Here is an 18,486-nt window from a genome sequence, read left to right as displayed (position 1 = left end):
AGGGGTCATATTAGCTTTCAAAGTCTGGTATATTAATATGATACTTGTGCGAGGGGACGAAGGTCACAGTTATGCAGGAAGCCTTGGAGTTAAGCCGCTATACTCGTTATAAATTATCGGGAATGCGGGTATCCAATAATTATTTTAAAATTTACTTCAAAAACATAGACCTCGCAATCGCTTGCGGGGTCTGTAATTAAGAGTGTGTAGATTAGTTATTAAACAGCTCTCATTCTCAAAGAAGAAATTAGGCACTCCTCGATCGCTTTCGTGGGACACTTTTCCAAGCAAACTCGTTGATTGCATTTTCCGATGCAGATGTTCGAATCGACCACCGCTAGGTTATTTTTGATCTGAATGGCTTCATATGGGCATTGCTTTTTGCACAAACCACAACCGATACAAGCTGTTGGACAATATTTGCGAGCTATTGCACCTTTATCGTGCGAATTACATGCAACTGTAACATGAGCATCAATTGGAATCATTTCTATGACCTTTTTCGGACAAATTGCTGCACATTGACCACAACCAGTACATAGTTCTTTATCTACAACTGGCAATCCTTGATCGTTGAGCGAAAGAGCACCAAACACACATTTCTTGACACAACTTCCTAAGCCAATACACCCATATTCACATGCTTTTGGACCAGACAATAATATATTGGCAGCAACGCAATCATCAAGCCCTGAATACTCATATTTCTTTTCTGCAATACTAATAGGATTGGTACACTTTACAAAGGCAAATTTTGACTCAACCTCTGCCGCTGCTTTTCCGGTTAATTCAGCCACTTTATCCGCAACTGCCTTTTTTCCCGGTACACAAAGATTCGGGGGCACATCCTCATTCATAACGACGGCTTCAGCATAAGCTGAACAACCCGCAAAACCGCAAGAACCACATTGTCCTTTAGGTAAAATATCTTCAACCTTATGGATCAATGGATCCAGTTCAATTGCCAGTTTTTTATTAGCAAAAGCTAGAACTAGTCCAAAGAACAATCCCACAAGACCCATTACTGCAACAATCGTTATAATAATCTGCATGCTCATATCCCTCCCTTTCCGCTATTTTATCATTCCGGAGAAACCAAAGAATGATAAGGACAAACATCCTGCGATAATAAATGCAATTCCCAATCCTTGCAAGGATTTCGGCACATCAGCTAGGCGTAATTTCTCTCGACAGCTGGCCATTAGGGTAATTGCTAAAGCAAACCCCACACCAGATCCCACCGAATTGACGACACTTTTCAAAAACGTGTAATTCGATTCAACATTGATCAACGGAACACCAAGCACAACACAGTTAGTCGCAACCAAAAGTAGATAAATCCCCCACATCTTATATAGACCTGGCGCATATTTTTTGATCACCATTTCGAGCAATTGGACAAAACTCGCGATGAGTAGAACAAACACGATTGTTGTTAAAAATGTGACATTTAAGGGTACTAAGATAAAATTATATACTCCCCAGGCGAACATTGAACTCAAGGTAATAACCGATGTTACAGCCATACCCATTCCGACTGAAGCATTAAGGCTATTGGAAACGCCAAAGAAAATGCACAAGCCAAGGAACCGTGTTAGTACGAAGTTATTAACGACAACCGCCCCAATAAAAAGGAGTAAATAATCATTCATGCGATCTCACCTCTCTCTTTATGGCGTTTTTCAATATGTTGATTAAGAATTTTAAAAGCGGCTACGCAGTAGCCAATGAGTATAAATGCACCTGGCGCTAGAATCATAATTAATGCGGGTTGATAGGTTGGCCCAAACAAGTCAAACCCCAGAATACTTCCATTCCCGATGATCTCCCGGATAGTTCCGATAATGACCATGGCTAATGTAAAGCCAACTCCCATACCCAGACCATCAACGAAGGATGGAAGAGGGGGATTCTTTGAGGCAAAAACCTCTGCCCGTGCTAAGATAATCGCAAATACTACAATTAGGTCTAGATAAATTCCTAAATCTTTATAAAGCAAAGGCAAAAATGCCTTTAGTATTAATTCAACAACAGTAACAATTGTGGCAATTGAAGTAATATAAATGGGTACCCGTACTTTTTCATTAACCACTTTACGTATTAATGAAACGATAAGATTGTTCATTGACATAACAAAGGTAACGGATAGCCCCATAGCTAACGCAGTTGCAACTGAACTAGTGACTGCAAGGGCAGGGCAAAGACTCAGAGCTAGGACAAAGATCGGATTTTCCACGATGAGACCTTTTGAAAAGTTCTTCCACAATGACATCTTAATTCACCCCCTTCGCAAAATTAGCAACTTCATCCATAGCATTTTTCACAGCTAAGGTCACCGCCTTTGAGGATATCGTAGCACCACTGATGGCCTGAATTGATTCTTTGTCGCTTTGATTCTTCGTTACTTGAAGGTTATTAACACTTTTTCCTACAAATTGATCGGCGAAGAGCGGTTTGGATGCCTTATCTCCCAACCCTGGAGTTTCTTTACTCTCGAGGATAGTATATTTAATGATCTTATTATTTTTGTCAATCGCGACCAACATCTTAATAGGGCCGCCATAGCCTTTACTTTCTGTCGGAACTATATAGGCAATGACTTGACCATTTTTAGATGCGGTATACCAATCTGTTTTATCTGGAATACGAGTGTATTGATCCGCTTCTGCCACCAGACTTTGAAGCGCTAGATTTTTTAATTCAATTTGTTTTTGAATAGCAATATCTTTAGTAAAAAAATAAACTATACCTATAATAAGCCCTGATATCACACAAGCTGCTGTCAAATTAAGGGCAATCTTCAAGATACTATTCCTATTTTTTTCAGCATATTCTGAAGTCATTAACTATCTCACTTCCTTCCATATTGAGCAGGTTGGATATAACGATCGATTAATGGGGTAACACAGTTCATGAGGAGGATTGAATAACAAACACCTTCTGGGTATCCTCCGACGAGCCTAATCAAAACTGTGAGCGCACCTGCCCCTGCAGCAAAGATAAGCTTTCCTTTTCTCGTAATTGGCGTCGTAACCATATCCGTGGCCATGAAAAAGGCACCGATAATAAGGCCACCGGCCATCATATGAAAAAGCGGGTCCCCTGTAAAAAGACCTTGCGGGCCGAATATCCAGGTAAGCGCTCCGACGGTAGCAATCATCACAACTGGGACTGTCCAATCGATATAACGTTTATAAATAAGGAAAAGCCCGCCAAGAACAAGTAGGACAACTGACGTCTCGCCAATACTTCCATTTCTAAACCCCAAAAACATAGATTTATACATTTCCGTTTGGTTTCCGAAAACTTGGATCAGTGCACCGTAACCATCCTGTTTCAATATGTTCAAGGGCGTAGCACCCGTGATTACATCCACTTTGGGACCCATATTAGTCCATGTTGTCATCAATACAGGCCACGAAGCCATTAAAACAGCTCTCCCAATATGGGCGGGATTAAAAATATTAAAACCCAATCCACCCATTGAGTGCTTAGCGATGACGATCGCCACAAATGACCCAACAATGGGAACGAAAACAGGTACTCCCGGCGGTAAGCACATAGCCAGAAGCAATCCGCATAAGAAGGCACTGCCGTCGCTTACCGTAATTTTCTTTTTCAATATTTTTTGGGTGATTGCCTCAAAAAGCACAGCGGATAGACTCCCAACAGCTAAGGTCACGAATGCCGACATGCCAAAATGGAAGATGGCAAAAATTACGGCTGGCAATAAAGTGAGAGTAACCGTCCACATAATCTTTGAAATTGAGGTGTTATCAAATATATGCGGCGACGAAGAAACAATCATTTTCTTCGATTGCTCATCAATAACGATCTCAGTGCTCATTTTTTTGCCCCCTTCAGCGCAGACATCTTTTTTGCATACCGAATAAAATGGACAATTTTCCGTTTTGCTGGACAAACATAGCTGCAACAGCCGCATTCCATACAATCAAGCAAATGATACGTATCAAGAGCTTCATCAAAAAATCCTTTTTCACTGAGAATACTGAGCATACTCGGATTTAGACCCATCGGACATCCCTCGACACATCGTCCACAACGAATACAAGGTGATTGCGGGCCAGAGTTGACTTCATTTTTGCTTAAAGCAAGGATTCCATTTGTTCCTTTAATCACAGGGACATCGATTGAATACTGAGCCATTCCCATAAAAGGGCCACCCATAATAATTTTATCAGGTGCAAATTTGAATCCACCACAGTGGGCTATAGCATCAGAAAATAGAGTTCCAATTCTCAAAAGCAGGTTTTTAGGTTCCTTGATCGCGCTGCCACTTACCGTAACAATTCTTTCAATCAAAGGAATCCCATTTCGGACCGCATCACAAACAGCGACAGCGGTACCCACATTCTGGACTACGACTCCGACGCTTAACGGTAGTTTCCCCGATGGTACTTCACGATTCAGTAGTGTTTTGATCAACATCTTTTCTGAACCGTGTGGGTATTTGGTGGGAACCGCTACAACATCGACCTGTGGGTCGTTAAAAGCGTCTCCTAAAGTTTTTACGGCATCTAATTTATTATTTTCGATGCCAATGATCACATGGTTAACCGCTAGGATTTTTTTGAGGATAGCTACGCCTGTAACCACACGCTCCGTATATTCAAGCATAATACGATGATCTGCAGTTAAATAAGGTTCACATTCTGCAGCATTAATGATCAATGTATCGATAACACTATCCTTGGGAGGAGTAAGTTTAATGTGAACGGGAAAGGTAGCACCGCCTAATCCAACAATACCTGCATCTTTAATAATATCAATAAGTTCATCATGATTTAGGTTTTCCCATTCGCGTTTAGTTGGAACACCTTCTGCCCACTGATCCAGACCATCATTTTCAATGATAATAGCAAGACATTTCCCTAGGCTTGGATGAGGTTGATCAGAAATTTCCACAACAGTGCCTGAAATAGTCGCATGAACATTGCTTGAAACGGCACCGCCCGCAGAGGCAATAAGCTGCCCTTTTTTCACAGTATCCCCCTTTTTCACAATAGGCGTACAAGGTGCGCCTATATGTTGACGAACTGGGAGAATCACTTTCTTTGGCAGCTCAGGGATTTCAATAGCTTTTCTTTCTGTTGCTGTTTTGTGGGTATCAGGATGAATACCCCACTTGATTTTTCCAAACAACTTTACCACTCCTTTCTCTTCATTGAATGACTCTTATAATAATAGGCTTCTCTGATTGTAGCGATGAATCAAAGTGTTTGACTCCAATTATCGCTAACAGAGCAAAGAGCACCCCTCCCAAGATCATCATTAAAGCTGTTGAAATCATGAATTTTAAAGAAAAATAATAGCCAAGGTATATTCCCAGTGCTACCGCTAGTAAGGGCATAATGAATACCATAAAGAAGGCAAAAATCATATTGTTTTTCTTATTCTCAATTAAAACATGTTGACCAATTTTTGTGCCAAGGGTATCGGTAGCTTCGAGAATCATCGCGCTGTCTCCTGGACAAGCACCACAACCGATGCATTCACTATGCCTGCTGATTCTCACCGTGGCATTTTCACCTTTAAGTTCCACAACTATTCCTTCAAGCATCTCACTCATTTGTTCAGACTCCTTTTTCACATTGACAAAAAGAAAATCAAAAGAATCCACAAGAAATCTAAAGAATTATACGGTTTTAGACGGATTACTAAGGATCTTCGAAAACACAAAATTAAATGTAGTAAGAACCGAGTTCACCGTTTGATGAATCTGCAACCACCATAAACACCGGGCTGGTCTTTTTTCCTTGGTCAAGATTAAAGATATGCTAAAGAAATGATCCGAATGTCAATGTTCCCACAATCACATAATGGTTAGATTTCGCGCCGTTTACTTTTCTTACTCGACTCTGGTCATAGTTTTCATGATATGCACCCCCAATCACCTGCATATCCTATTGTTGATTGGTATATTCCTTAAGTCCTCCAATGAGATAATTAGTGCTTCTACATTTAAAAAAGACTTCCTGCAAGAAAGTAACATTTAATTGCTCAAAAAATTTACATTACAACATATTAATGATACGAGATGAATCAGATAAGATTGGACAATTTTGAGAAAAAAATGAGCTACGATTAATCATGAGGATTATTTAAATAGCGTGTTAATCCATCTCTTTATAAGGAGTTAGACATTAATTTGATAAATAACAAAAGGTTATTTATACTTTGTATACAAGACAAAAAGGAAGATGCGATACAATGTAGGCAAATATCCGTAAATGGGGAAATAGCATGGTGAAAATATGATTTAAAAGAATTGCTTGCCCAAATTCCCGATGAAAGAGGCAATTATCAAGTAGATTCTAAAAGAGACGAGAGTTGGTTCAGTAACAATTCCGTCTCTTTTTACACCTTCACAATAAGAATGCAAAGAATAGCCCGCAGACAGGAGGATTAAACAGAATGACAAATCGCTCATATCTTTGTATAGACCTAAAGTCATTCTATGCTTCGGTCGAATGCGTGGAACGGGGTCTCGACCCTATGACCACGAATCTGGTTGTCGCTGATCCTGAACGGTCGGATAAGACCATATGCCTTGCTATTACTCCGACGATGAAAGCACTAGGCATCCACAATCGCTGTCGGGTATTTGAGATACCGAAGAACATAAAATATATCATGGTCGAGCCGCGAATGCAGAAGTATATTGACTACGCCGCCGAGATTTACGGTATCTACTTGCAATACATCTCAAAAGACGATATCCATGTGTATTCCATCGACGAGGCTTTTCTTGATGTTACCAGTTACCTTTCACATTATGGACTGACTGCCAAGGAGATGGCGTTAAAACTCATGGCAGAGGTTCTTAGAAAGACCGGCATCAGAGCGACCTGTGGTATCGGTACAAATCTTTACCTCGCCAAAATCGCTCTTGATATAACGGCGAAACACTCGCCGGATTTCATCGGTATTCTTGACGAAGAGTCCTACCAAAAGACGCTTTGGGACCATAAACCCATCACCGATTTCTGGCGCGTCGGTGCTGGAACGGCACGACGCTTGGGGCAACGCGGTATCACAACAATGGGACAGGTCGCTCATGCTGATGAGGATATGTTTTATAAGATATTTGGCATTGATGCCGAGCTACTGATAGACCATGCTTGGGGACGTGAGCCGACGACCATTGCGGATATAAAAGCCTTTAAGCCGAAAACAAACTGCCTTACCAGCGGGCAGGTTCTCATGCGGGATTATACCTTCGATGAGGGCAAACTGATTGTGCGGGAAATGATGGACTTGCTCTGCCTTGATCTGGTAGAGAAAGAGCTTGTGACGGCCTCCGTGTCCTTACAAGTCGGTTACTCTAACGCGCTCCGTGCTGACCCGGCAAAAGGAACGGCATCGCTTGCAACCCCATCCAGCGCCGATAGGGTGCTGATTCCTGCGGTTGTTGAACTCTATGAGCGAATCGTTGATAAGAGTAAACCCGTCCGGCGCATTAACATCTCCTGCAATAATGTGGCAGCTGAAACGGGATACCATCAGCTCAGCCTCTTTGATACGCAGGACGAAGCAGTGGAACGCAATCATAAGGTTCAAAAGGCCGTTCTCAGCATCAAGAAGAGATGTGGCAAAGATGCTGTTCTGAAAGGAATGAACTTTGAAGAAGCTGCCACCACGCGTGAGCGGAACCATCAGATTGGAGGGCATAAGAGTGGCAGCAAGTAGACCGAGAGCTAAAATGCCCGTATCCGAGCGGGCAAAGCAGTTTATGCCCTTTGCTGCCGTAAGAGGTCTCAATGAGGCTCTGGCGAAGAAAGAGCGTGATCTTGGCATTGTCCAGAAAACGGAGCTGTCCGAGGAGATGGCGGACGAACTTAACGCGAAGCTTGCCTTGCTGCAAAAAGGCAGTATTGCGACTGTTACCTATTTCTGTGATGGTGAGTATCGTTCCATAAGCGGTGAGGTATTACTTTTCAATGTGGTTAACCGCATCTTGCGCATCGCTGATACGAAAATTACATTTGATGACATTCTGGACATTTCAATGGAAGAAACAGCTGAAGAAGATTCGCGGCATGGAGTTTTATGATGTGACCAAGGTTACAATTCATAAGTCGGTTTAGTGGCTAATAACACCTATTTATTCAGTGCTACATCTCAGGTTTAAGTGATAAATACTCATACAATAAACCTCCTAAAAAAGGAGGTTTATTGTGGTATAATATGTCACACGACTATTATGATAAGAATTTTAGTCAGAAGTATTTGAACATTTAGAGCTAAATAGAATTTGATAAAAGTTACATTCCCTCAAGCATATCTAAATGAAATGCAAGATATTACGGAGGCTTTGAAAAACAGAGCTAACAAAGGCTCCACCTAAAAAGGACGTACGAAATTCAGGATTTCGTACGTCCTTTTATCGTTTAATAGCGACGGGCACCCAGATAATGTGATGCGTAATAACTTTCGTTCAAGCTATTTGTAGTCACACCACGGCGGGGGTTAGCGGCATGAACGAAACTCCCTCCACCGATATAGATTCCCACATGGGAAGCTCCAGGTCCATCGGTGTTGAAAAATACCAAGTCACCAGGGGATAAGTTATTCCGGCTCACGGAAGTCCCAGAAGCAAATTGGGCATAGGAGGTACGGGGTATTGAAATTCCCGACCCACGATAAACGTATTGTGTAAAGCCTGAACAGTCAAACCCGCTTTGGGTCGTTCCACCCCACACATAAGGCGTTCCGATCAAGCTCATAGCGTGATTGATAAGTGATGAACCATTAGATCCACGAGAAACACTAACGTTCGTAGCCCCTGAAGTTTTCGGTCCTTGAAGGACGACTTGTGTAACGGGTTGTTTTGTAACTTGCTCACTCGTTACACTGCGTTGGACATCATGACCATTTCTTTGTTCATAGGCATAAGTAACTACTTTTGATCCATTGCTCCCTGGAGTGATGACTTTCGTTTGGCCGCTTCGCAAACTCGAATCCGTTTTGGTTTCGGTATTATAAGGTATGTCTTGGGTTTCGGTGTATGTGCCTTTGCTGATCACAGTGAGATACGGTGTTGTATCCACCAATTTAATCACTTGACCGGGTTTTAACGGACTACTCTCGGTCATCCCCGGGTTTCCTGCGAGGACATCTTTAGTTAACATATCATTCTTACGAGCAACCAACCACCAAGAGTCATTTTTTTGAACCGTATACTCCTTGGTGGTGAGATGGCCATCGATCAGAAGTTGCAAGGTCTTATCGAGGGGTTGAATTTCCGAGGGAGAAGCGTCCATCGTCTCAATCGTCACCTTTTCAACAAAACTCACCGAGTCGATTTTATTTTCGGAACTCGGATCGGCAAAACTGTCCTTGTATTGTTGGAGCAAGGTGTTTGCCTCATCTTCATTTGCTAAAATAGCAACCGTAGTGCCATCAATTTTCAGGGCAACTGCGTGTTGGGTTGCTGCTTCAGTGGTTTTTTGATTGGAATCAACCAATAAGGCATAGGCAGGGGGATGGGCAAAAGCGAGGGATGATCCCACCAATACGATTGTGACAATCAAGGCTCCGCCGATAAACTGAGGAGACTTCCACGGAATACGTTTGAAAGAGACGTCTTTGAGAGATATCTTTTTCAGAGAAATCTTCTTAAAGGAAATACCTTTGAGTGAGAAACGACTGAGAAACACGATTACACGTTTGAAGCTCTGATTACTAAATTTAAACATTTGCCACCTTTTGAGCTTACGAGGTTAGTTGACGGGTTTGGGCACAGGTGTAGCCCTACGCACCTAACGGCACGATACACCCCAGTACGAGATCCCCCGTTCTGGAAAAACCAGATTCAGCTTCTATTCTTCCTTTCTTTATGTATTTAATATTAATATTCTTCATAACTTGGCAATATCCTGTAAAATTCGATTTAGTAAATAGTGTATTTTATTTCCAAGATTTGATACATGGTTTTTTACAATTTGGCAAGGAAAATAGATGCTTTTGTCGAAATTATACTCCACTAAATAAAAGTGGAGGTAGGATAATGAAAAAGTTTGATGAAAGTGCCGCAATCAATATGTTCTCTGGCTATGTTAGTAAGGGCGAAGATATTTTAAAGAATCCAAGCAAGGTTGAAGAAACCATAAAAAAGGCCTTGGAAAAGGCTAAAGAAAGTAGAGGCCCACTTGATGAAATATGGCATGATCTTCAGCTTATGTTTGGAATAGCAGGTGATTGGGTAAAAGGGAATTACAGAGAAGTACCTGTTGGATCTATCGCGGCTATTATTGGAGCATTGCTTTATTTTATATCACCAGTTGATCTGATCCCAGATGTAATTCCTGGAGTCGGTTTAATTGATGATGTTTTTGTACTTTCGATAGCCATAAGACAAGTAAGGTCAGATTTACGAAAATATGAACAATGGAAGAATGCATGAAATTTTAGTAGCCATACTCGATGTCATTCGTCATGCCGATTGGATTATTGACGTGGGTCCTGAGGGCGGTAGCAGAGGCGGTCAGATTCTTTTTAAAGGAACACCGGGTGACTTGAGAAACTGCAAGGAGTCAATTACGGCAAATTACGTGTAAAATACTTTCTATTTTGATGTGGAACGCAAATATTGTGTTCCTTTTTTTCTTGATAGGGAAGCATATCCTATTATGATTTAGGTCACCCTTCAATCGCTTTAACATAGATGTTTAAATAAGCAATAAAGGGAAAGCACTGCTCGGGAGCGAAATTAGGAAGTAATGGCACTATGGACCGGGGAATCACCCCTGATGGGAGGATGAATATGCCAAAAACACGAAAAATGTTAAGTGACTGGAACGCGCCGTATATTCAGTCGCTTGTGAAATTGATTAAAACGCAGAGCAAGTCAACACTAGCGCATTGGGCGGTTGATTATGCCGAGGGAGTTATATTGCCGCTGTGGAGCAAGCACTACCCAGACGATATGCGTCCGCAAAATGCGCTAAATGCCGCTCGGGAATGGCTTGCCGGGAAAATCAAACTACCAGAGGCTAAGAAGCAAATCCTCGAGTGCCACGCGGCTGCCCGCGAAGCCGATGGGAAGCCTGCTGCGCAAGCCGCCGCAAGGGCGATCGGTCAGTGTGCGTCGACGATTCATTCAGCACGGCACTGTATCGGACTCGCGCTCTATGGTGCGATAGCAGTTTCATATGACACTCTCGGAACCAAGGTTCCGTGGGAGCAGCTAGAGCAATGTGTCGCCGTTGAATGCGGGCGTATGCTTGATGCACTCCGTGCCGTAGCCGTTGATGATGAGCCGAACCCGGCAAAAATTGACTTGAAGTGCTGACATCGGCAGAATAACACGCGGCAAACGCGAGGAAACTTGAGCAAAACGGTTCAGAGTGATGATTGAGGAAGCTGCTACACGGGAATGAAATGGTGCGAAAAATGACCGGGTTAATCGTGGCTAGAGTAAACCGTGCTGTAGATGCGCTAGAAAACTATAAGTCATCAAGACCTATCGGTGTATGGGTACGGAGCCTTTTACCTTTGCCTATGCAGAGTATTTAACTCCTTGAGTTGTTAGGTGCTGGTGTTTTCTTAGTAAGATTAGCGAAATTGATTGAGAACTGGAGAGGTATATGAATGGATTTTGGTGAAGTCTTCAAGGATATTTCAGCGGGAATTTTGGTTACCGATGCAGATTTTAATGTGGTCTGGGCCAATACCTTCGAGGAAGATTTTTATGGAAAACCCGTGATGGGGTTGTGGTCTGTTGAGTGTCATAAGGAAGAAAATCGCCAAAAGATTGCCGACTTTGTAGCCCGGTTTAGAAGCGGGGAATTAAAATCCTTTACAAAGATAGCCTTTGGGATGGTCATTACCTATAGTAGCTATTTTAAGGACGGGGAGTTTGCCGGAATGGTTCGAACCCGGATTTATTTGCCCGAGGGAGCGGATGCGAAGGAGACTGCTCATTATCCAAAGTGAAATAAAGTAACACAAATAGATGGAAGGGCCTGGGTTTAATCCCAAGCCCTTCCAATGTTTTGCCTTTCAAAAGTGATTTGGTAAGCAAATTAAAATGAGGATATGTCATTTAGAACCGCTAAGAAATGAAAATCAAAGATAAAAGGCCTTACGTCGAGTATATGAATCCAACTAAAAACAAACCTGACACCGTATGAAATACGATGTCAGGCTGCATAAATTATTAAAAACGAATCAGCCGCCAGAAGTATCCGGGCGCGTTGATGGGCTGTGAATTTTCTAGAGGGACTTCGAGAACGGTCTGTCCTGCTTGTTCGATTTCTAATGTTCCAATTGCTTGATTAGCTTTGATCGGTAATGGGTTTTGAGTCATATTGATGGAGTACGTAAGCTTCATCCCCGGATAACCAAAGATTTGGACCGGTTCCGTTGCTTTTAAAGGGCTGCTGCTGTGCCAAGCCGTGGTGATTTGTCCAAATCCTTCAGCCGGTTCGGTTAAGGGATAGAGTTTAAATTGAGGTCGGACCTGGTCAAGGATTTTAGCATTGGCATCGAGAGCGCTTTGAAGGGATTGCAGTGTTTTTTGCCCTAAGACCGCTCCAATAATATAATGAGTTTGACTGCCGACTTTTACAGGTGTTGCCGACACAAAATTACCGCCGGCGACTGTCATGGAACCCGTTTTAATCCCGACGATTCCATGCTTGCCAAGCATGGAGTTCACATTATAAACCGTTCCTGCAACAGGTAGCGTTGCTTGCGGCATGGCCACGATTTCACGAAAGATAGGGTCTGACATGGCAGCTTGAGCAATTTTGATCTGATCGACGGCATTGCTGACCGTTGCTGGATTAACCCCGCTGGCATCCGCATAATGAGTTTGCGTCATACCGAGGGCTTTTGCTGTTTCGTTCATTTTGTCCACAAAGGCCTGATCCGAACCGGCAACCCATCGGCCTAAGGTATCAGCGATGTTATCACCGGATGGAAGCATCAATCCTTCGAGCATTTGCTTTTCGGTGAGTTGTTCTCCTTCAGCAATCTTTAAGACAGAATGCCCATTATTTGCTCCCTCTTGATAACCGGCAAAATCCTGAGCACTCATCGTTAAGGTGGGGCCTTCTTCACCCGGTTTTAGGGGGTGTGCTTTTAAGACAAGATAAGCGGTCATGATTTTAGTTACACTGGCAATCGCAACTGGAGATTGATCCGAAGTGGAAGCAATGACCCCCAAATTCTCTGTACCGACGGCAGATTCGCCTTGATCCGGAAACGATACCGAAAGCTGACCTGGCAAGGTGATGGATTGGGTGGTAGCTTTGGCGTCAACTGGAGGGACGGGGCGAGTAATTTGAATAGATCCCCCTACGACAAGCAATACGACCAGAAGTGAAACGAGAATTCCTTTGATCGGAAGGGGCGGCATTTGAGGCCGTTTCGTAGTGGGTGGGGTCGAGGGAGACTGAGTCATAAGAAGACCTCCTATGCTAATAATGTTTAATGGTACATGTACAATTCTAATTGATAATGCACAATTCGACAACGCATTTGCCGAATTTAGCTGCGTCCATATTTTGGATAAGGACGTCGATCATCGAGCCACTTTAGCACAACTTCCAAAGTTCATAAACCTTTACTTTAACTATATTATACAAAAATTATTAAAAACTAAATGAATGCGGAACAGAGATACAGCAGATCGCTTCTGAACAGCAAAAAACTCAAATAAATAGCACCGCTCCTGTAGATACCAGAGCGGTGTTTCAGCATTCACCATGCCTGTAATCGTCCCAATTGAAAGAACATATGGAAATTAGAGGAAATGCGTGAGGATTTGCCGAAAGACATTATAGAGATTGGTATGATTTATAGGCTAAGTCTATATAGTTTTTGTGTATATCTAAATCTTAGGTGTACAGAAAGTAGGGTGAATGATGTCTCTTGATTTAATTGCTGTCCATAAATCTTTCGGTCAAAATCGAGTTATCGATAATCTTAATCTATCCATTCCTGAAGGAGAGGTTTTTGGTTTCCTTGGCCCTAACGGTGCAGGCAAAACAACGACAATGCGCATGATCATGGATATTATTAAACCCGATCAGGGTAGTGTGACTTGGAGCGGAAAAGAGGTCCGATTGGAGACGACCCGAACTTTTGGATATCTTCCTGAAGAGCGGGGGTTATATCCCAAAATGAATGTTCATGACCAAATGCGCTTTTTTGCTCGTCTTCGAGGATTATCTTCTTCTGTGGCCGAAAAACGTATTCTTTACTGGTCTAATCGGTTTCAGTTGGAAGATCTACTGAAGAAGAGGACGAACGAACTTTCCAAAGGGAATCAGCAAAAAGTCCAATTTATTATTGCTATTTTGCATCAACCGAAACTCCTAATTCTTGATGAACCCTTCTCTGGGCTTGATCCGGTCAACGTCGAACTCCTCAAAGAAGCTTTTCGAGACCTTGCAGCAGAAAAACGAACAATTCTCTTCTCGAGCCATCGGATGGAACATATTGAAGAACTCTGCCAATCCCTTTGTATTATTAAGGCAGGGCAGGTCTTAGCTCATGGTTCTGTAGAGAACATTAAAAAGCTATCGGGCCGTCAAATGGTTCACTTAAAATACAAAGGCTCATTGGATTTTCTCAAGGCTTTTCCGATTAAACCAGAAAAACCTTTCATACGAAACAATAAATCGGAAGATGGATCTTCTCACACCTTAAATGACATCGAATTTGAACTTCCACAAGGGGTAGATCCCCAAGTAATTTTAAGAGGCGCTCTAGAGCAAGGACAAGTTCAACACTTTGAGATCGGCTATCCATCCTTGAATGAAACCTTTATTCGTTTAGTAGGAGGGGATATTTGATGGAATTCTGGATTTTATTTCAGAGAGAATATCGTGAGAAAGTTTGCAGCAAAACATTTATTCTCTCCACGCTCTTAGGGTTAGTTGTTATTTTGGGGTTATCCTTTGCCCCCGCCATCATGGATAAGATTAAGTCTGCAGATAAACAGCAAATTATTGTTCTTGAAACGAGCGGACGGGTTACTCCTTTTTTAGAGAAAAACCTTCAGGATAAACTGCCTAGCGGTGAACCGGAATTTTCTTTCCAAATCATGAATGCTGATGATTCCAATTGGTCAACGAAGAAAAGAGAAGCAATAGACCAACTCTTAACAGGTAAAATTTCAGCTGTTGTTGAATTTTCTTCACCAGAAGCACCGGGTAAAGTAATTTGGCACTCAAAAAAAATTGAAATGGGAGGAGCATCTACTAAGGTAAAAACCGTTCTACAGCAGATGGTGACTCAGGAGCGCATTCAACAGAGTGGCCTTTCTTCAACCCAGCTTACTGAAATTTTGACCCCGATTCCTTTTGAAACACAAGCGGAGGGGCTTAGAGCAGCAACTCAAGAACAACAAACTCAAAATATGACCCTGGTCTATTTTCTCCTTTTTATGCTTTACTTTTCGTTAATCGTTTATGGGACGTACGTAGCTAATGGCGTAGTTGAGGAAAAAAGCAGTCGAGTTATGGAAATGATGGTTGCTAGCGTTAGACCCATGACGTTGATGGCCAGCAAAATTATCGGGATCGGTGCTGTAGGGTTAACCCAGTATTTTCTTTGGATTGGGACGGGACTTGGCCTTCTCGCTTTAAAAGGGAAAGGTATAGCATTGGTCCCAGGAATGAGCCTTCAAATAAACACGATTGAACCGCTTTATTTGGTCTATTTCGGGGTTTTCTTTATCCTAGGATTTCTCTTATATGCGGCTATGTATGCTGGAATCGGGGCAACGGTTAGCCGTACTGAGGACCTTCAACAGGCTGTGGGTCCGATGACCTTTTTAGTTATTATCGGTTTTTTGCTTGCCATGTTTACCTTGACCAGCCCGAATAACCCGTGGATTGCCGGGCTATCTTATGTTCCGTTTTTTACTCCGATGGTCTTGTTTGCTCGCATCGTGTTAACATCAATTCCTACGTTCTATGTCCTCCTTGGAATTTTAGATCTCATCATCTCTACAATTCTCTTTATCTGGATAGGCGGGAAGCTTTACCGAGTCTGCATTCTTCTCAATGGAAAAGTCTCCTGGCGACAAATCGGACGTTTGATTCGGCAACGGTAAAGGCGCTAGTGACAGCTTGAATGTTGATTTCTAAAGGTAATTTCCAAGAATTATAGAATTAGGATATAAAATAGGTGATTTGGTTGAACAGAGTTAAGGAGGATCTGATATGACTAAAGATATCAAAGAATTGATGAAGTATTTAGGTCTAATTTTCATATCGGTTCTCTTAACCTACAAGCTCCCCCGTGACTCGTATTCCATTATGCAATATATCATCAAACCCATACGATTTGAGAATTCAGTCCTTTTCATATCAGCAATAGTTCCATTAGCTTTATTCATCGTTGCCATAAAAGGGCTGTTTAAAACAGAACCCATAGGTATACAGAACAAAATAGCCATCGTTATCATTGTGCTCTTAATGGTAATTCCTCTCATGAAGGGCTCCTTAGACCTCGCTAAAAATGCCTATTTCCAGGCAATGAAGGTTGAACTTAAGTCAATTGATATAAAGGATTCGAACCTCTCATTCTCAGATATAAATGAACACCAAGCAACCCTCAGTATTAGTTTGTCACTAACAGACTACGGCAGAAATGATAGCAATTTCAAAGTGAGAATGTATTTGCCTGAGTCATTAAAGGAATACGTTCAAGCAGACTTTCTCGAATTCGATGAATCGTACCAAACTTTTGGCAACCGCCAAATTTTAAACATCACGAAAAAGATTACCGTTCCATTAGAAGAAGGGACTAATGGAGAAAAGATAATGGATACTCACTGGTACTGGGACACCTTTAAGTATGAATTATACAACGAGTCGAACTCCTCCGAACTGGTTTACCACGGTATATAAAGTTCTTCATATTTTTCGATAATAGAGTTTCCAAAGTCTAAGGGTTTTGACGTGCGGATCATTTAAAACTTTCTTTAAGACTTTCCTGTGCTCTGTACTTAGAAAGATTGAAAGACTGCCAAGGTGTTTCTTGATTGAGCATTGTTTTTTTATTGTTAAGACCATTATTGAACGATGTGATCAAACTCAAGTCGTGAGTTTGATCCATAAATTCTACAAGCGGCGGAATTGCATCATAAGAAAGTGTTGTTAAATAGTAGACGTCTATGGGCTTTCCCTCGGTGTAGCGCGTGATATTTTCCTTCACAATTATTTTATCTACACTAATATAGTTCAGCAGCGTATAGGCAACAATCGAAATGACAACAAAAGATTTGAATAAGGGTATGGATTGACGCCATATTTTAATAAAAGATACGACAAACAAGACAAAAAGGTACCCCATAAAAGCATGGGTTAAGACTCTCAGATAGGTAAAGCCATAGGCATCTTCGTACAATGACATTCTGAAGTGAGCCGATAACAACATAATGAACGTGCTCATCACCAGGATTGTATTTAATATTCTCACAACACTGTCCAACTTTTTCCCAGAGGCTTTAACAAAGTACATGTTTCCGATCAGAAGAACAAGATTGATGAGAGTCACATCAACCAGTTCGAAGAATCCTTTGCGTGCATATTGGGCGAATGTGAAATCATGAGGCAGGCTGTCAGTTAGACTCCCAAAGAGATAGGAAAATTGAATGGCGATAAAAAAGACATAAAGAGCGTCTATCACGATCAATAGAGTTGTGACCGTAATGGGATCGAGAAACTTGCCAGGAGAGAGAATTTCTAGGTTGGAAATTCCCTTTCCGAATTTAGGCTTTGAATAAAAGAGGCTCCAAATATAACTAAAAACGAGGCAGGTTACCACCGTAACAATAAGAAATTGGGGAATAAAATAACTGAGGTTGATGGCTTGAAATAGATTCGGAATCTGATCAATAAAATGATGGAAGACATCATCGGCGGATGCTAGAAGGGGAACGATGATGATTAACAAAGGGATCGTAAGGATTAAACCCATCAGAACCTTTAGCATAACCGTCGATTTCTCTAAAATCGTTATCCTTTTTGTATTTGAAATTATCAATGAAAAAGGCTTGAGGCAGTTTTCCAGAGGACGAATGAAGATCCCATTAAGCATATCCAGGAAAAATGACGCTTCAAACCATTTAAACCGACTGTTTGAGGTGAGAAGAAGGGTATGGGCGACGACCAAAATGGGGATGAGAAGAAAATTGAGGACGTGAAAGAATGGACTTGAGAAAAAGAAATAAGTAAATGAAAGCGCGATGATCGATATTCCCAGCAGTCCAATAAAATCTAATTTTAGTTTAGGTTTCTTTTTTATACTCCAGAATAAAAAAGTATACAGTGCAGTTATGTATAGAGGATAGGACAACCCTAGAGATTTCCTATAGAATAAAAAATTAAACAAGAGACCAAGGACAAGAGAACCCAATAAAAGAGTGATCCCCTTCTTATTTGTGAGACCTTCAATCTGGTTTTCTGTGAGTTGAATACGGGTTTGCTCCATCGAAAACACCTC

The 18,486-nt window shown here is 41.8% G+C and carries 20 protein-coding genes and 1 riboswitch; of the genes, 10 read left to right on the top strand and 10 right to left on the bottom strand.

Annotated features, from left to right (window positions below; translation table 11 throughout):
* Positions 1-218: 218 nt before the first annotated feature.
* Genes rnfB through DESME_RS09015 form a run of 7 tightly spaced genes read right to left on the bottom strand, consistent with a single transcriptional unit; the run spans position 219 to position 5,590 of the window.
* The gene (gene rnfB, locus DESME_RS09045) at positions 219-1,052 is read right to left on the bottom strand and encodes an RnfABCDGE type electron transport complex subunit B (protein ID WP_006718400.1); all 834 of its coding nucleotides are present in this window, start codon (positions 1,050-1,052) and stop codon (positions 219-221) included.
* 21 nt (positions 1,053-1,073) lie between these two features.
* The gene (locus tag DESME_RS09040) at positions 1,074-1,652 is read right to left on the bottom strand and encodes an electron transport complex protein RnfA (protein WP_006718397.1); all 579 of its coding nucleotides are present in this window, start codon (positions 1,650-1,652) and stop codon (positions 1,074-1,076) included.
* Positions 1,649-2,272, bottom strand: a complete 624-nt coding sequence (gene rsxE / locus DESME_RS09035; protein ID WP_006718396.1) for an electron transport complex subunit RsxE — start codon at positions 2,270-2,272, stop codon at positions 1,649-1,651. Before rsxE ends, DESME_RS09040 begins: the two co-directional genes overlap by 4 nt.
* Before the next feature lies 1 nt (position 2,273).
* Positions 2,274-2,843 (bottom strand): RnfABCDGE type electron transport complex subunit G, encoded by a 570-nt coding sequence (locus tag DESME_RS09030; protein WP_006718394.1) that lies wholly within the window; start codon positions 2,841-2,843, stop codon positions 2,274-2,276.
* A gap of 8 nt (positions 2,844-2,851) precedes the next feature.
* On the bottom strand, positions 2,852-3,847 hold the full coding sequence (locus DESME_RS09025; protein WP_006718392.1) for an RnfABCDGE type electron transport complex subunit D: 996 nt from the start codon (positions 3,845-3,847) through the stop codon (positions 2,852-2,854).
* Positions 3,844-5,163 carry an electron transport complex subunit RsxC gene (rsxC, locus tag DESME_RS09020; RefSeq protein WP_006718390.1) on the bottom strand — a complete coding sequence of 440 codons (1,320 nt, stop codon included), beginning with the start codon at positions 5,161-5,163 and terminating at the stop codon, positions 3,844-3,846. Before rsxC ends, DESME_RS09025 begins: the two co-directional genes overlap by 4 nt.
* A gap of 19 nt (positions 5,164-5,182) precedes the next feature.
* Positions 5,183-5,590 (bottom strand): SoxR reducing system RseC family protein, encoded by a 408-nt coding sequence (locus tag DESME_RS09015; protein ID WP_006718388.1) that lies wholly within the window; start codon positions 5,588-5,590, stop codon positions 5,183-5,185.
* Between DESME_RS09015 and DESME_RS16435 the strand changes: the two genes are divergently transcribed.
* The 3 genes from DESME_RS16435 to DESME_RS09005 all read left to right on the top strand — a co-directional run bounded on the left by DESME_RS16435 (position 5,519) and on the right by DESME_RS09005 (position 8,074).
* Positions 5,519-5,755 (top strand): IS3 family transposase, encoded by a 237-nt coding sequence (locus DESME_RS16435; RefSeq protein ID WP_084553226.1) that lies wholly within the window; start codon positions 5,519-5,521, stop codon positions 5,753-5,755. The genes DESME_RS09015 and DESME_RS16435 overlap by 72 nt on opposite strands.
* Before the next feature lie 680 nt (positions 5,756-6,435).
* Positions 6,436-7,710, top strand: coding sequence for a Y-family DNA polymerase (locus DESME_RS09010; RefSeq protein ID WP_006718385.1), 1,275 nt, complete (start codon positions 6,436-6,438; stop codon positions 7,708-7,710).
* A complete protein-coding gene (locus tag DESME_RS09005) occupies positions 7,697-8,074 on the top strand; it encodes a YolD-like family protein (RefSeq protein WP_006718384.1) in 378 nt (125 codons plus the stop codon). Before DESME_RS09010 ends, DESME_RS09005 begins: the two co-directional genes overlap by 14 nt.
* A gap of 337 nt (positions 8,075-8,411) precedes the next feature.
* On the opposite strand, the gene DESME_RS09000 is transcribed toward DESME_RS09005, so the two are convergent.
* On the bottom strand, positions 8,412-9,719 hold the full coding sequence (locus tag DESME_RS09000; protein ID WP_006718382.1) for a C40 family peptidase: 1,308 nt from the start codon (positions 9,717-9,719) through the stop codon (positions 8,412-8,414).
* Positions 9,718-9,851, bottom strand: a riboswitch (cyclic di-AMP (ydaO/yuaA leader). Its footprint overlaps the gene before it by 2 nt.
* A gap of 179 nt (positions 9,852-10,030) precedes the next feature.
* On the opposite strand from DESME_RS09000, the gene DESME_RS08995 reads away from it, so the two are divergent.
* The 4 genes from DESME_RS08995 to DESME_RS08985 all read left to right on the top strand — a co-directional run bounded on the left by DESME_RS08995 (position 10,031) and on the right by DESME_RS08985 (position 11,958).
* Complete coding sequence (locus tag DESME_RS08995; RefSeq protein WP_006718378.1) at positions 10,031-10,426, top strand: YkvA family protein; 396 nt, start codon at positions 10,031-10,033, stop codon at positions 10,424-10,426.
* Positions 10,419-10,580 (top strand): excinuclease ABC subunit A, encoded by a 162-nt coding sequence (locus DESME_RS15915; protein ID WP_167998813.1) that lies wholly within the window; start codon positions 10,419-10,421, stop codon positions 10,578-10,580. The genes DESME_RS08995 and DESME_RS15915 overlap by 8 nt, the downstream gene beginning before the upstream one ends.
* Before the next feature lie 206 nt (positions 10,581-10,786).
* Positions 10,787-11,314 carry a putative immunity protein gene (locus DESME_RS08990; protein ID WP_006718376.1) on the top strand — a complete coding sequence of 176 codons (528 nt, stop codon included), beginning with the start codon at positions 10,787-10,789 and terminating at the stop codon, positions 11,312-11,314.
* A 299-nt stretch (positions 11,315-11,613) separates the two neighbouring features.
* Positions 11,614-11,958 (top strand): hypothetical protein, encoded by a 345-nt coding sequence (locus DESME_RS08985; protein ID WP_006718375.1) that lies wholly within the window; start codon positions 11,614-11,616, stop codon positions 11,956-11,958.
* A 223-nt stretch (positions 11,959-12,181) separates the two neighbouring features.
* Here the strand turns inward: DESME_RS08985 and DESME_RS08980 are convergent, their stop codons facing one another.
* Positions 12,182-13,429 (bottom strand): D-alanyl-D-alanine carboxypeptidase family protein, encoded by a 1,248-nt coding sequence (locus tag DESME_RS08980; RefSeq protein WP_006718373.1) that lies wholly within the window; start codon positions 13,427-13,429, stop codon positions 12,182-12,184.
* 463 nt (positions 13,430-13,892) lie between these two features.
* Between DESME_RS08980 and DESME_RS08970 the strand changes: the two genes are divergently transcribed.
* From DESME_RS08970 to DESME_RS08960, 3 genes are all read left to right on the top strand, one after another.
* Positions 13,893-14,825, top strand: coding sequence for an ABC transporter ATP-binding protein (locus DESME_RS08970; RefSeq protein ID WP_006718371.1), 933 nt, complete (start codon positions 13,893-13,895; stop codon positions 14,823-14,825).
* Entirely contained in the window at positions 14,825-16,090 is a 1,266-nt protein-coding gene (locus tag DESME_RS08965; RefSeq protein ID WP_006718369.1) for an ABC transporter permease, read from the top strand. Before DESME_RS08970 ends, DESME_RS08965 begins: the two co-directional genes overlap by 1 nt.
* A 109-nt stretch (positions 16,091-16,199) precedes the next feature.
* Entirely contained in the window at positions 16,200-16,889 is a 690-nt protein-coding gene (locus tag DESME_RS08960) for a hypothetical protein (RefSeq protein ID WP_006718367.1), read from the top strand.
* Positions 16,890-16,947: 58 nt separating this feature from the next.
* On the opposite strand, the gene DESME_RS08955 is transcribed toward DESME_RS08960, so the two are convergent.
* Positions 16,948-18,474, bottom strand: coding sequence for a DUF4153 domain-containing protein (locus DESME_RS08955; RefSeq protein WP_006718364.1), 1,527 nt, complete (start codon positions 18,472-18,474; stop codon positions 16,948-16,950).
* Positions 18,475-18,486 lie beyond the last annotated feature (12 nt).

Origin of the sequence: Desulfitobacterium metallireducens DSM 15288 (assembly GCF_000231405.2) — a bacterium.
GTDB classification, from domain to species: domain Bacteria; phylum Bacillota; class Desulfitobacteriia; order Desulfitobacteriales; family Desulfitobacteriaceae; genus Desulfitobacterium_A; species Desulfitobacterium_A metallireducens.
Note: the sequence above shows the minus strand (reverse complement) of the source record. Positions and strands in the feature narration are given on the sequence as shown.

Excerpts from the sequence above, each read along its gene's own strand:
- DESME_RS09040 (WP_006718397.1), bottom strand. The coding sequence starts at position 1,652 with ATGAATGATTATTTACTCCTTTTTATTGGGGCGGTTGTCGTTAATAAC.
- DESME_RS08960 (WP_006718367.1), top strand. The coding sequence starts at position 16,200 with ATGACTAAAGATATCAAAGAATTGATGAAGTATTTAGGTCTAATTTTC.
- DESME_RS09000 (WP_006718382.1), bottom strand. The coding sequence starts at position 9,719 with ATGTTTAAATTTAGTAATCAGAGCTTCAAACGTGTAATCGTGTTTCTC.
- DESME_RS08970 (WP_006718371.1), top strand. The coding sequence starts at position 13,893 with ATGTCTCTTGATTTAATTGCTGTCCATAAATCTTTCGGTCAAAATCGA.
- DESME_RS08995 (WP_006718378.1), top strand. The coding sequence starts at position 10,031 with ATGAAAAAGTTTGATGAAAGTGCCGCAATCAATATGTTCTCTGGCTAT.
- rnfB (WP_006718400.1), bottom strand. The coding sequence starts at position 1,052 with ATGCAGATTATTATAACGATTGTTGCAGTAATGGGTCTTGTGGGATTG.
- DESME_RS09030 (WP_006718394.1), bottom strand. The coding sequence starts at position 2,843 with ATGACTTCAGAATATGCTGAAAAAAATAGGAATAGTATCTTGAAGATT.
- DESME_RS08990 (WP_006718376.1), top strand. The coding sequence starts at position 10,787 with ATGCCAAAAACACGAAAAATGTTAAGTGACTGGAACGCGCCGTATATT.
- DESME_RS09025 (WP_006718392.1), bottom strand. The coding sequence starts at position 3,847 with ATGAGCACTGAGATCGTTATTGATGAGCAATCGAAGAAAATGATTGTT.
- DESME_RS08980 (WP_006718373.1), bottom strand. The coding sequence starts at position 13,429 with ATGACTCAGTCTCCCTCGACCCCACCCACTACGAAACGGCCTCAAATG.
- DESME_RS09015 (WP_006718388.1), bottom strand. The coding sequence starts at position 5,590 with ATGAGTGAGATGCTTGAAGGAATAGTTGTGGAACTTAAAGGTGAAAAT.
- DESME_RS15915 (WP_167998813.1), top strand. The coding sequence starts at position 10,419 with ATGCATGAAATTTTAGTAGCCATACTCGATGTCATTCGTCATGCCGAT.
- DESME_RS08985 (WP_006718375.1), top strand. The coding sequence starts at position 11,614 with ATGGATTTTGGTGAAGTCTTCAAGGATATTTCAGCGGGAATTTTGGTT.
- DESME_RS08955 (WP_006718364.1), bottom strand. The coding sequence starts at position 18,474 with ATGGAGCAAACCCGTATTCAACTCACAGAAAACCAGATTGAAGGTCTC.
- DESME_RS09010 (WP_006718385.1), top strand. The coding sequence starts at position 6,436 with ATGACAAATCGCTCATATCTTTGTATAGACCTAAAGTCATTCTATGCT.
- DESME_RS08965 (WP_006718369.1), top strand. The coding sequence starts at position 14,825 with ATGGAATTCTGGATTTTATTTCAGAGAGAATATCGTGAGAAAGTTTGC.
- DESME_RS16435 (WP_084553226.1), top strand. The coding sequence starts at position 5,519 with ATGCCTGCTGATTCTCACCGTGGCATTTTCACCTTTAAGTTCCACAAC.
- rsxE (WP_006718396.1), bottom strand. The coding sequence starts at position 2,272 with ATGTCATTGTGGAAGAACTTTTCAAAAGGTCTCATCGTGGAAAATCCG.